This window comes from Arthrobacter sp. PAMC 25486 (assembly GCF_000785535.1).
Lineage (GTDB): Bacteria > Actinomycetota > Actinomycetes > Actinomycetales > Micrococcaceae > Specibacter.
Genome location: NZ_CP007595.1, coordinates 4,329,215 through 4,342,165, shown reverse-complemented (window position 1 = coordinate 4,342,165; position 12,951 = coordinate 4,329,215). Strand labels below are relative to the sequence as shown.

Genomic DNA, 12,951 nt, shown 5'->3' with positions numbered 1-12,951 from the left:
GATTCGCAACCCATGGGGCCATCATAGTGCCGGTTGCACTGGAACGGTCCGGCGCGGCTGGCCGCTTTGGCCGCCACCCACGGCAGGCCGGGCCAACTCCGCCGCCGCGGCTGCCTGGCCGCCCCGGCTTCGCCTACAGCACCATGCGGTACACGCGCAGCATCTTGCCGTTTTCCGGGATGGGCCAGTCCCTCTCCGGCGCGCGGGTGAACCCAAGCTTGCGGTAGAGCGCGTGGGCGCCGTGCCAATCGTCGCCCGTGGTGAGGCTGACGGCGTTGATGCCCTCGAGCGACCGGGCATGCGCCAGGATCCACTCCACCATTTTTCGCCCCGCACCGCTGCGCTGCACCGCCGGGTCAACCACCAGAAGCCGAAATTCCAGCTCGTCGGGCAGGGCAATGTCAGCCCACTCGTCGCCGAACACCGCCAGAGTCGCCGAACCAATGACCACCCCGTCCCGTTCGGCCACAATCACCGGTGCCACCGCAGCCCGCTCCCCCACGCGCATGATCTTCTGCATGTACGGGTATTCGGCGCTATCAAAGTACCCCGCGCCGAGGTAGGCGTCGGCGGTAATCCGGGACACGGCATCATAATCTGCTGCGGTGATGGTGCGAACGGCAATGCTCATGCGGTGGCGGCTTCCTTGCGTGGTGTGTGGCTCTTGCTTGGTCTGCAGAACTGGTGTGGTTTTGTAGCAAAAGCACGACGGCGGCCCTTGCCTCCCCAGTCTTCCGCACCGAGGTGCCACGAAGGAAATTCCCTGGCGGGTTTTGGCAGCTGGCGGTCTTCTGGCCAACCGCACCGGGTGCAAATGGAACTTCTGACGTTGAAACAGCAGCTGATGCGTTTTCTTCTTACGGGTTCCGGCGTCCGGCACATTGAGACAGCAGATCTGGCGGTTTCTTGGCCTCGCAGAGTTCGAAACTGCAGATCTGGCGACGATTCCACCGAATTTATCGCCTGATCTGCAGTTTGGATCCCGGGAATCATCGGCGCATCGCCTGATCTGCAGTTTCGAATCACCGATGCACCTGGTGGCAGCTTCGGGCCTGTGGATAACTCCGAACGCTTCGCGCAAGATTGAGTCAGACTTGATTCATGGTCACCCGCCCACGCACGTTCAAGGTTCTGGCCCGGCGGTCCTTTACTTTGGTGGAAGGACGCGCAGCCGGTGCCACGCGCAGTCATCTGCGTGGTTCGAGCTTAACCACGCCCAGCAGGGAGGTTCGGGTGCCACGCGGACAACAGCAAAGTTTGCTCGATCGGGTCCGTCCCTACACCGTGTTATGCAGTGAAAGTTGTGCCTCGCACGTTACCGCGGCCCAACTCCATGGGATGCCGCTGCCGTGGTTTGACGATGACATCAAGACCATCCATCTGACCCGGCCAGCAGGCGCTGCACAACCGCGGCGCAAAAACGTGGTCGGCCACGCCACGACCCTGCGAGGACTACAAGACCAGCGGCCAGTACGAAGGCGAAATCCACAAGACCACACAGAAACAGTTGTATGACCGGAACCGGGACAACCGAAGCGCGGCCCGCGGCTGGCTGCAGATCAAGGTGTACAGCGCCGACATGCGCCGAGGCGACACCCACGTGGCTGAAATGTTCAAGCAGGCACTACGCCAACACAGCTGGCCGGGATAGCGGCCCAGCTGTGGCAATCCGGTTCAAGCCCACACCGGAGGAGCCGAACCGATTCCCAGTGCTGGAACATCGGTGGCAGCATCAAGGCCGGAAATCTGCACCGCCGGCGGCAGTCGCAGCCCCGGACCCCAGAGGGTCGACTCGGGAACCAACAAGGCCGGGGAAAGCGAAGGGGCCGGTGCTCCAGGGTCGGACGGCCCCGTCCGTAGCAACTCCACCGCGGTCCGGGCCAGCGACAGCCGGGCATTTCGAACCGATCCATGCAGGCGCTCGCACCACGCCTCGATCGCGGCGGCAGCACACAGGTACCCCGTGGCGTGATCCAGGGCCTGCACCGGCAACGGATGCGGGCGGTCCGAGCCAAAGTGGACCATCCCGGCGTGCGCTATGCCGCAGCTCATCTGCACGAGCGAATCAAAGCCGCGCCGGTTGGCCCACGGCCCGCTCCAGCCGTAGGCGTCCAGCGCCACATTGACCAGCTGCGGATGATGCTCCGCCAGCCATGCCTCGGACAGCCCCAGCCAGTCAAGTGCATCCGGACGATAGCCGTGAATGAAGATGTCGGCCCCAGCCAGCAGTTCGTGCAGCGCGGCCAGGCCCTCCGACGTTTTCAGATCCAGTCGGGCGCAGCGCTTACCGACAGTCATTTCAGCCTCCAGTGCCGGCTCCTCCCAATCGGGAGGGTCGATCCGCAGCACCTCCGCACCGTACATCGCCAGAAAGCGTGTGGCCACGGGTCCGGCAATCACCCTGGTCAAATCCAGCACCCGCACCCCTTCCAACGGACGCTGCGCACTGGCGGGCCGGGAATTTCGGTGAGTGCCGCCGTCGTCCATCAGGCGCCGGGCACCCCACGCAACCAGCGGTTCCGCGGCCACGGCCCGGCCCTGCGGATGCGCCCACCACTCCTCCTGCGAGCGCATCAGTGCAGCACATCCGTTGGCCGCAACCACCGCGGCTTCCAGTTCTTCCCCGGCCCAAAGTTCGACGGCGGAGGCAACAGTTTCGCGGTTGGCGCCGGCTCCCAGCCCGAGCACGTTGAGGGCCGCCGCGCGGTGGTGCGGGGCATTGGTGTGGAGGCGGATCCAGCCGTCGGCGCTGCGGTAGTCGCCGGCGATGGCGTCCCAGGCCGGAGGCAGGTCCCACCCCACCGGCGTGAACGACATTCCGAACCACAGGGAGGCCAGGTTCCGCTCCAGCGAAATGGTGGGCGGAGTGGCGCCGTGGTGCACTGCCAGTCGGGCCACGGCAGCGGCTGCCCGGGCCATGGCGGACACTGCCAGCCCGGTTACGTCAAAGGCCGAGGGCAGGGTTTCGCCGCCGCTGATTGTCACTCCAGGGGGCGGCTTGAACTTTCCGTTGTTCACGTCCATGGCACCAGAATACGCCCGCGCGCTGACAGCCTGATTGGTTAGTCCGAGCGGCCTTGCAGCAAGTCCAGGGCGTGCTTTTCGACGTAGTCCAGCGCCAGCCGCACTGCCCCGAGCGTGACGATGGCGTCCCCGAGGGTGGAGACGGCAACCCTCGGCGGGTTGGGCATGAGCTGTGTCAGCTCCTCTTGCAGGGGGTCCAGTAACACCGTCGACGACGCAGCGACAGCGCCGCCGATGACCACCAGTTCCGGATCCACGAGGGTTGCGGTCCAGGCGATGACACGGGCCATCCGCCTGGCAATGTCGTCAAGTATTTTGTGGGCCACCTTGTCTCCCCCGGCAGCAGCTGCAAAGACCGCTTCCGCCGTCATCCCCTCCCCATTTTTTCCAGCCACGGCGGTCAATGTTGTCTTGGGTGCCCCCTTCTGGCAGGCGGCCGCCGCCATGTCGCGGGCCAAGACGGCGATTCCATCAGGTGTGCCCACTCCGTCCACCAGTTGCAGGCTTCCGACCTCACCGGTGCGCCCGGCGGCACCGTGCAGCAGGCGTCCGGAATCCATCAGGCCAAAGCCGATGCGTTCCCCGGCCAGCATGACGGCCAAGTCGTCGGATCCTGCGCCGACGCCCATCCAGCGTTCGGCCATGGCTGCCAGGTTGGCGTCATTGCCGAGGAGCACGGGCCAACCGTAGCGGGTGTGCAAATCCTCCGGGACGCCAATGTCGAGGTGTTCCCAGAATTCCTGCCCGTGGGAAATGTTGCCCTTACGGTCCACGGGCGCCGCAATGCCCACCCCCGCAACAAGGACCGAATCCGGCGTCACGCCGGCAGCTTCCAGCGCCGTGCGGATGGCGGTATCGATGCTGGCCAAACGCTCGTCATCCGGAGCCGTGAATTCGGACAGGCCCTCCGTGGCCTTCGCCAGGATGGTTCCTCGGAGGTCGGCCACGAGGGCAGTGGTCTTGGCAACGCCAAAGTCCAGCCCGACAACCACGCCTGCCCGGGCATCAAATTCAAAAACCCGCGCAGGGCGCCCCTTTTGGACCGTCATCTTTTGGGCAGGAAGTTCGCGGACCCACCCCGCCTTGATCAAATCGTCGCAGACGGCTATCACCGTGGCCCGGGCCAGGCCCGTGGCCTCGATAAGGTCCGTGCCGGTCACTGCTCCGGAGCGGCGCATGACGCCCAAAATGGCGTTCATGTTGGTGTGCCGCAACTGCTGGGGCGTGTTTGCCGTAAGTTCCAAAGAATGCCCCTTGACGTGTGGCCGTGTGATGTACATAATACTAACAGTGCATAAATTTAGAACCTAAATATATGGTGCAAATAATTGTCTGCCAGTAAACCGGCGCGACTGTTCCACCCGCCCAAAAGAACAAGGGAGTTTTTTTTCATGTTGGCTGTTCCCCGCAATTTTCAGGGCCCCGCACAGTGAACCCGGTCGGCCCGACCCGCCGGCGCCTGTTGTCACTGGCAGCTGTTGCTGCGGCAGGCCTGGCACTGCCGGCCTGTTCAAACGCCAAGGCAGGGGCCGTGACCACCATCCGCCTGCAGCAAAACAAGCCCGAGGTGGTTGACTACTTCAACACCCTCATCAAGGACTTCGAGACAAAGAACCCTGACATCCGCGTCGTCCAGGACTTCAACGGCGGCAATTGGGTGCCCGGACTGATCCGCGACAACCCGGCCGACGTGGTCACGAATGCGTATTCAGTCACCACCGCAGACTTCGCCCACAAGGGCATCTTTGCCGACCTCTCCGACCTCCCGGCAGCGGCCCTGGCAGATCCCAAAGCCCTTGAGCTGATCAATTCCTTTGGCCGCTACAACGATTCCGAACTCAGTGCGCTGCCGTTCTCCCTGGCCGCGGCCGGCGTCATCTACAACATCGAGCTGTTTGCCAAGTACAACGTGGACGTGCCCACCACGTGGAGCAGCTTCCTGGCCGCCTGCCAAACGTTTCAGGACGCCGGGCTGACACCCATCTATGGCACGTTCAAGGACTCCTGGACGCTGGGCCAGCCCTACGGCTATGTGTCAGGGGGCAATGTGGACCTGGCAGACTTCTTCTCCCGCATGCCCCTCACCGCCCAGGACTTGAAAAACAATCCCGAAGTTTCCTTCAGCCGCGACTTCAAAACCGCCACCGAGAACTTCCTGACGGTGCTGGGCTTCATGCAAAAAGACGCCGGCGGCCGTTCCTACACAGACGGCAATGCCGCCTTCGCCAAGGGTTCCGCCGCCATGTACATGCAGGGGCCGTGGGCCCTCTCGGAGCTGACCACCATCAACGCAGGTCTCAAGCTCGGCACTTTTGCCCTGCCGATGAGCGAGGATCCCGGCGAAACCCAGGCACAGGTCACCCTTGACATGACATTTTCCATCACCCGCTCCTCCCCGAGAATCGAAGCCGCCAAGCGCTTTGTCAATTACCTCATGGATCCTGCCGTGGTCACCGCGTACAACGACAAGTTCTCTGCCTTCTCCCCGCTCAAGGGTGCTGCGGAGACCGCAAACCCGCAGGTGGCTGGCCTGCAGCCACTCATCTCGGCGGGCAAGTACTACCTCAACATGACCAACTACTTCCCGCCGGCCATCACACTCAACAACTACTTCCAAACGCTGGCACTGAACCGCAACGCCGACGCATTCCTGACCACCCTCGACGACGCCTGGCACCGCGTTGCCGCCCGCAACGCCTAGATCTTCGAAGGAGAAAATCATGACCGCTCCAGCCAACGTCCTTACACCGACACCCACCGACACTGGAACTGCCACTGCCACTGCCACTGCCGCCGGCAGCGCCGCACCCCTCAAGATCAAGGCGCGCAAGGTCGCTCCAACTTATTACTGGATGATCATTCCGGTCCTGGTGCTTTTCGCCATGTTCAGCACCATCCCAGCCCTTATTGGCGGATTCTTCAGCTTAACCAACTACGCCGGCTATGGCGACTGGAAGATGGTGGGGCTGCGGAACTTCCAAAACATCTTCACCGACCCGGAAATCCTGGCGTCCTACGCGTTCACCTTCTTCTTTGCCATCGTGGCAACCCTTGCGGTGAACGTGCTGGCCCTGTTGCTGGCTCTGGGCCTGAATTCAAGGATCAAGTGGAAGACCGGCATCCGCGGCATCTACTTCATCCCCATGGTGCTCTCCGGACTCATCGTCGCCTACGTGTTCAACTTCCTGTTCTCCAGCACCCTGCCGAACATTGCCGAGAGTTTGGGGATCGCACCCCTGGCCACCAGCATCCTGGCCAACGAGCAGTGGGCGTGGGCGGCCATCGTATTTGTCACCGTTTGGCAGGCAGCCCCCGGCGCCACCATCATCTACCTGGCCGGGTTGCAGAGCATATCCACCGACGTGTTTGAGGCCGCCTCCCTCGACGGGGCAGGACCCTGGCGCCAGTTGCGCAGCATCTCCCTGCCGCTGATCGCCGGCTATGTTGCCATCAACATCATCCTGGGCTTCAAGGGCTACCTGGGCACCTACGAGGTGATCGTGGCCTTGACCGGCGGCGGACCGGGCACCGCCACACAGTCCGTGGCCATGCGCATCTTCTCCGGATTTGCCGGCGGCGACTACTCCTACCAGATGGCCAACGCCATCATCTTCTTCATCATCACGCTCATCATTTCGCTGCTGCAGTTGCAAATTCTGCGCCGCCGGGAGGTTTCACTGTAATGACAACAGCATTGACGGACCTGCGGCCTGAACTTCACGGCCCCGCGCAACTGGACGTTCCCCGGCCCACCAAGATGCGGAAGTTGCACCGCGAAGGCTTCAAGATCAACTGGTGGATGACGACACTGATGCTGGTGGCATCCCTGACCATCCTGGTTCCGCTGTACTTCACCATCAGCATGGCCCTGAAGTCCCCCGAACAGGCCGCCTCCGGCACCGGCTTCGCCTGGCCATCAGACCCGCAATGGGGAAACTTCGCCCAGGCCTTTGAAATGACAAACTACCCGGCAGCTTTCATGTCAACGGCATTCATCACCGTCCTTTCGGTGCTCGGTGCCCTGGCCGCCAGTTCGATGGTGGCGTACGCCATTGTGCGCAACTGGGACAGGAAATTCTTCCGGCTCTCCTACATCTACCTGCTCTCGGCCATGTTTGTGCCGTTCCCCGTGGTGATCCTGCCGCTGATCAAGCAGACAGCCATATTTGGCCTGGACAACCCGCTGGGCGTTGCCTTCATCCACATCGTGGGAGGCATCTCCTTCAACTCGCTGCTGTTCATCGCCTTCCTGAAGTCCATCCCGATCGAGCTGGAGGAAGCCGCAAGACTCGATGGCGCCAGCACCTGGCAGACGTTCCGCAAGATTATCTTCCCCCTGCTCGCGCCCATGAGCGCCACGGTGGGCATCTTCGCCTTCCTCGGCTCCTGGAACGACTTCCTGCTCCCCCAAATGCTGATCGCCGACCCTGCGCTGCAAACCCTGCCCGTGGTCCAGCAACTGTTCCAGGGCCAGTTCAACACCAACTACTCCCTCGCCTTCGCCTCCTACCTCATGGCCCTGGCACCGACCCTGCTGGTCTACCTCTTCGCACAACGCTGGATCATGTCCGGCGTCATGCGCGGCGCCGTGAAATGACGCTGAGAAATGACGCTGAGAAATGACGCTGAGAAACACCACCGCGAACCAGAGCTCCCACTCTTCGTATACATCAACAAACCGCACCAAGATTAAGGAACAATCCATGTCTGCTTCCACCCTTTCGGTCCTGGGCACGAACACCCTCTCCACCGACCCCAACTGGTGGCGCCAGGCCGCCGTCTACCAGATCTATCCCCGCAGCTTTTATGACGCCAATGCTGACGGCCTCGGGGATATCAAGGGCATCACGGCCAAGGTGGCCTACCTGAAGGAACTGGGTCTGGACGCCGTCTGGCTGAGCCCGTTCTACCCCTCCGAGCTTGCCGACGGCGGTTACGACGTCGCCGATTACCGCAACGTCGACCCCCGCCTGGGCACCCTGGCCGACTTTGATGAGATGACCACCACCCTCCACGACGCCGGCATGAAACTGATCGTGGACATCGTCCCGAACCACTCTTCCGACCAGCACGAATGGTTCCAGGAGGCACTCGCCGCCGAGAAGGGTTCCGCCGCCCGGGCCCGCTACATCTTCCGCGACGGCCAGGGCACCAATGGTGAGTTCCCGCCGTCGGACTGGGGTTCCGTCTTTGGCGGACCGGCCTGGACCCAGGTGCCGGACGGCCAGTGGTACCTGCACCTGTTCGCCTCGGAGCAGCCCGACTTCAACTGGGACAACCGCGAAATCCACGACGACTTCCTGAAGACGCTGCGCTTCTGGTCCGACCGCGGCGTCGACGGCTTCCGCATCGACGTGGCCCACGCACTTTCCAAGGACCTCTCCGAACCGCTGCCGAACCAGGAAGAACTGCGCCGCCTCGAGAAGCTGCACAACGGCTCCAACCCGCTGTGGGACCGCGACGCCGTCCACGAAATCTACGCCGAATGGCGCGCCCTGTTCAACGAGTACAACCCGCCGCGCACCGCCGTCGCAGAGGCCTGGGTGGACCAGTCCCGCCGCGCCCGCTACGCATCCCTGGACAGCCTGGGCCAGGCCTTCAACTTCGACCTGCTCATGGCCGACTTTGAGGCCAAGCCCTTCGCCGAGATCGTGACGAAGAACCTCGCCGAGTCCGCCGCCACCGGAGCCTCCTCCACCTGGGTTTTCTCCAACCACGACGTCGTCCGCCACGCCACGCGCTACGGCCTCCCCTCGCTGGGCGAGGCCGGCAAGAGCCAGGACGGCAAGGGCTGGCTGCTGGCCGGCGGCGATGAGGCGGTGCTGGACCGCGAGCTGGGCCTGCGCCGCGCCCGCGCCGCAACCCTTTTCATGCTGGCCCTGCCCGGCTCCGCCTACCTGTACCAGGGTGAGGAACTGGGCCTGCACGAGGTGGCCGACATTACCGACGCCGACCGGCAGGACCCTGCCTTCTTCCGCAACACGGGCATTGAGGTGGGCCGCGACGGCTGCCGCGTGCCGCTGCCGTGGACCTCGGCAGCAACGTCCTTCGGCTTTGGCGACGCGCAGGCACACCTGCCGCAGCCGGCCTGGTTCGCCGGGCACGCCGTGGACGCCCAGGACTGCGCCGAGGGCTCCACGCTGACCCTCTACCGCGAGGCCCTGGCCCTGCGCCGGACGCTGCAGACCGCCGAGGAGCTGGAGTGGATCGCCAACACCAACCCGAAGGTACTGCATTTTGCCCGTCCCAACGGCTGGCACGTCCTCACCAACTTCGGTGACACGGCCGTCGAGATCCCCGCAGGAAACGTCGCCGTTAGCAGCGTTCCGCTGGTGGATGGCAGGCTGCCCGCCAACGCCACCGCCTGGCTGGTCTGATCCACGCCCAATCCTGTTGTGAACGTGCGCTGCCGTCCGACCCATCCCGGGTCGGGCGGCAGCGCGCCTTTGCCATCGTCAACAGAACGGAATCCCACTTGCCCGCAACCACCCGCACCGCCCTCCGCGTGGGCATCGACATCGGCGGCACCGCCATCAAGTACGGCGTGGTCGACACCACCACCGGCCTGCTTGCCGGGCCCATGGCCCAGCTGCCCACCCCGGACAGCCCGGCCGCCGTCGCGCATGCCCTGCAGGAAGTAGCCGTCCAGATTCAGCAACGCGACGCGGCCCCGCTGCCGCAATCACCTGTGGGTGTGGCATTTCCCGCCATCATCCGCCGCGGCATCGCCTGCTCGGCTGCCAACATCAGTGACGAGTGGCTGGGGCAGGACGTCAACAGCTTCCTGGGCCGGGCGATGGGCCTTCCCGTCCATGCCATGAACGACGCCGATGCGGCAGGTTGGCGGAGGCGGCACTGGGTGCCGGGCAGGGCTGTGACGGGGCGGTGTTGGTGCTGACCCTGGGCACCGGGATCGGCTCTGCCCTGGTGGTGGACGGCAAGCTGGTGCCCAACTTCGAGCTGGGCCACCTGGAGATCGGCGGGACGAAAGCGGAAGCCGGCACGTCCGCCGTCGCACGTGTTCGGGACGGGCTGGACTGGGAAGGCTACGCGGCCCGGCTGCAGGGCTACCTCACCCACGTGGAGTTCCTGTTCTCCCCCGAGCTGATCATCCTGGGCGGCGGCATCTCGGTGCGGCACCACGATTACCTGGCCCACATCCGGCTGGACACTCCCGTGGTTCCCGCACAATTGCACAACACGGCAGGTGTGGTGGGGGCCGCCCTCGCTGCCGCAGCCTGAGCCGCCACGAGGTGCGCCGCCGCCGGTTGAGCCGCACGCCGTCATGCAGCCGGGTTCACAGCCAGCCCTTGTCCCTCGCGAGCGTGAGTGCCTCGGTCCGGTTGCGGGTGCCGGTCTTGCCGATGGCGCTGGAGAGGTAGTTGCGCACGGTGCTCGTTGACAGCTGCAGGGAATCGGCGATGTCGGCAATCGTGGCGCCGCCCCCGCCGGCGGACAGGGCGTCGCGTTCCCGCTCGGTCAAGGGGTTGGGGCCGGTCCGCAATGACTGGGCGGCAAGGACCGGGTTGACCACCGTTTCCCCGGCCAGCACACGCCTGATGGCGGCGGCCAGTTCCTCCACGGGATCATCCTTGACAAGGAATCCGCGGGCCCCGGCGTCGAGGGCACGGCGCAGATAGCCCGGCCGGCCAAACGTCGTCACCATCAAAATGGCGATCCCGGGCACGGCGTTCAGCAGCTCAGGGATGACGTCGAGGCCGCTGCCACCGGGCATCTCAATGTCCAGCACGGCAACCTCCGCCCGCGAGACAAGGGCCGCCGCGACGACTTCATCGCCGCGCCCCACCTCGGCCACAACGTCCAGATCCGGTTCGAGCCCCAGCAGCGCCGCGAGGGCCGAGCGCATCATGAGCTGGTCCTCGGCAATCATGACCCTCGTAGCCGCCACCGCATTCACTTCCCCATCGACCGTGCGGGCGCGGACCGTGCGGCCGCGGACGGCTCGGCCGCGGACGGCTCGGCCGCGGGGTGCGCTGCCGCGGGAATCGTTGCGCTGAGCCTGAGGCCCGACGCCGTTGCTCCCGCCACCAATTCCCCGCCCACACCTGCCACCCGCTCCCGCAAGCCGCGCAAGCCGCTGCCGTCCGTGGTCACTTCGGAACGGCTGGAGAGGCTGAGGCTGGGAAAGCTGGGGCTGCCGGAAGAGCCTGGACTGTGGGGAAGGCTGCCGGAAGTGCTGGCGCCTTTCCCGGCGAGCCCGTCGTCGACCACGTCCACCCGCACACTGTCCCCCGTGCGGAACAAGCTGATCCGGCAGCGTCCGGCCCTGGCGTGCCGGATCACATTGGTTGTGCCTTCCCGCACCACCCACGCAAGGACGCCCTCACCGGCGGCGTCCATGTCCTGCGGCACCGTACCATCCGAGACGCTCACGCTGACATCGGCGGCATCCAGCGCTGCCTGCGCATTTTCCAGCTCGGCGGCGAGGCCGTGGCTGCGGTAACCCGCCACCGCCTCGCGCACCTCGGCGAGCGCCTGGCGCCCAATGGACTGCACATCACCTGCATGCCGGGCGGCGGCCTCCGGATCAACCGGAGCCAGGCGCCTGATCAGCTCGCCCTTGACCACAATAACCGACAGGGTGTGCCCGAGGAGATCGTGCATGTCCCGGGAGAAACGACGGCGCTCGTCCGCCACCGCCGCCTCGGCCAGCCACTCGCGCGTGGCCATCAGTTCACGGACCAGCGCCAGCAGGTATTGAGCCATCCAGGTGATCAGTCCGGCCAAAAGACACGCGGCCGCAACGGAAAGCCCCGCAGTCCAGGACCCGGCACCGGCTCCTGCACCGACCAGGACTGCCCCGTTCACCGCGACCGTGATGACGACTGCGGGGCCCCAACGGCGGCCAAGCGCCGCCACGGCCGCCACGCACAGCAACGCAAAGACCAGGCCCATGATGACCGCGCGGGCGGGGCCCTCATCGGCCCCGCCCGGGTTGGCGCGGTCGGCTCCCACCCACAGGAGGGCCACCGTGAGCGCGGATGCCACCGCGAGACACACCGGGCCCAGCCACCGCGGGGTGCGACGCGAGGCCAGCCACACCAGCAGTGGCGTGAATTCATTGCAGTCGGTGCCGGAGAGTTTGCTGCTGCCGGCCGGGCGTCTGCCGGTGTTCATGATGTGTGTGTTCATGACGGGTCCTCATCGGAGTTTCCCCCAGAATACGCTGGAGCACCCGTGCGCCGTAAGGGCAGGCCGAGCATGAGGATGGTTCCCACGGACCCGTGCATCAGCAGCAAAACCGTGAGTGTTCCGGCCGCGGCACCCATTCCCAGTGGTCCGAGCAGGGACACCGCAAGGAAGGTCCAGCCGGTGATCCGCCAAATCTTCACGGCCTTCACGGTGCGCCGTTCCAGCACCGCCAGCAGGCCCCATGCCACGGCTCCCGCCAGCAGTGGCGCGGCAATGACCGACACCAGTGTCACCTGTTGTGCCTGGGCTCCCGCGCCCACCACCAAGTCGAGGCCGAGGCCCGGAACGGCAACAAGCCAAAGCACGACGGCGGCCAGCACCGCCGCTGCCACCGTGAGGCTTCGGCGCCTGGCCGGCTTGGCATGCTGCCCTGCCGCGGTGGGGAGTTTGGCTTTTATGGGACGGGAGGCCTGGCCGGTCCGGGAGGAGCCTGACGTGTCGGTCCGGGGAGGGCCCGAGGTGTCGGTCCGGGCAGGGCATGAGGTGTCGGTCCGGGCAGGGCATGAGGTGTCGGTCCGGGCAGTTGAGGAACTTGCATTTGGCTTTGACATGGCCGTTTCCTTTGGCTCAAGGGCGATAGTGTTTCCATCTCCTTTGAGCCTAGGAATCCGGGCTTCCCGGCGGCAGGACCGTGGGTATGGCCTTTACCGGGACAAATGTCCTGCCGGCGGTTCCATGTCCTCAATGGGGGCGTGCCGCCCACGTGGTGCCGTC

10 protein-coding genes and 1 pseudogene are annotated in these 12,951 nt (G+C 65.1%); 5 read left to right on the top strand and 6 right to left on the bottom strand.

Annotation, left to right across the window (positions count from 1 at the left end; all coding sequences use genetic code 11):
* Window positions 1-133 precede the first annotated feature (133 nt).
* The 3 genes from art_RS19495 to art_RS19485 all read right to left on the bottom strand — a co-directional run bounded on the left by art_RS19495 (window position 134) and on the right by art_RS19485 (window position 4,268).
* Window positions 134-631 carry a GNAT family N-acetyltransferase gene (locus art_RS19495; protein WP_038467564.1) on the bottom strand — a complete coding sequence of 166 codons (498 nt, stop codon included), beginning with the start codon at window positions 629-631 and terminating at the stop codon, window positions 134-136.
* A gap of 1,043 nt (window positions 632-1,674) precedes the next feature.
* On the bottom strand, window positions 1,675-3,024 hold the full coding sequence (locus art_RS19490; RefSeq protein ID WP_052136813.1) for a CoA transferase: 1,350 nt from the start codon (window positions 3,022-3,024) through the stop codon (window positions 1,675-1,677).
* A 38-nt stretch (window positions 3,025-3,062) separates the two neighbouring features.
* Window positions 3,063-4,268 (bottom strand): ROK family transcriptional regulator, encoded by a 1,206-nt coding sequence (locus art_RS19485; protein ID WP_038467561.1) that lies wholly within the window; start codon window positions 4,266-4,268, stop codon window positions 3,063-3,065.
* Window positions 4,269-4,453: 185 nt separating this feature from the next.
* On the opposite strand from art_RS19485, the gene art_RS19480 reads away from it, so the two are divergent.
* From art_RS19480 to ppgK, 5 genes and pseudogenes are all read left to right on the top strand, one after another.
* The gene (locus art_RS19480) at window positions 4,454-5,725 is read left to right on the top strand and encodes an ABC transporter substrate-binding protein (protein ID WP_038467559.1); all 1,272 of its coding nucleotides are present in this window, start codon (window positions 4,454-4,456) and stop codon (window positions 5,723-5,725) included.
* A 19-nt stretch (window positions 5,726-5,744) separates the two neighbouring features.
* Entirely contained in the window at window positions 5,745-6,707 is a 963-nt protein-coding gene (locus art_RS19475) for a carbohydrate ABC transporter permease (protein WP_082000459.1), read from the top strand.
* A complete protein-coding gene (locus tag art_RS19470; protein WP_082000458.1) occupies window positions 6,707-7,621 on the top strand; it encodes a carbohydrate ABC transporter permease in 915 nt (304 codons plus the stop codon). Before art_RS19475 ends, art_RS19470 begins: the two co-directional genes overlap by 1 nt.
* A gap of 106 nt (window positions 7,622-7,727) precedes the next feature.
* Window positions 7,728-9,401 carry a glycoside hydrolase family 13 protein gene (locus art_RS19465; protein ID WP_038467556.1) on the top strand — a complete coding sequence of 558 codons (1,674 nt, stop codon included), beginning with the start codon at window positions 7,728-7,730 and terminating at the stop codon, window positions 9,399-9,401.
* Window positions 9,402-9,499: 98 nt separating this feature from the next.
* Window positions 9,500-10,266: pseudogene (ppgK, locus tag art_RS19460) on the top strand (polyphosphate--glucose phosphotransferase).
* Between the two features lie 55 nt (window positions 10,267-10,321).
* Here the strand turns inward: ppgK and art_RS19455 are convergent.
* The 3 genes from art_RS19455 to art_RS22735 are packed head-to-tail and all read right to left on the bottom strand — an operon-like array spanning window position 10,322 to window position 12,788.
* Window positions 10,322-10,915: a response regulator transcription factor gene (locus art_RS19455; protein WP_052136811.1), complete on the bottom strand. Its 594-nt coding sequence runs from the start codon at window positions 10,913-10,915 to the stop codon at window positions 10,322-10,324.
* 23 nt (window positions 10,916-10,938) lie between these two features.
* Window positions 10,939-12,177, bottom strand: coding sequence for a sensor histidine kinase (locus tag art_RS19450; protein WP_052136810.1), 1,239 nt, complete (start codon window positions 12,175-12,177; stop codon window positions 10,939-10,941).
* Window positions 12,174-12,788 (bottom strand): DUF6069 family protein, encoded by a 615-nt coding sequence (locus tag art_RS22735; RefSeq protein ID WP_052136809.1) that lies wholly within the window; start codon window positions 12,786-12,788, stop codon window positions 12,174-12,176. The genes art_RS19450 and art_RS22735 overlap by 4 nt, the downstream gene beginning before the upstream one ends.
* Between the last annotated feature and the right edge of the window lie 163 nt (window positions 12,789-12,951).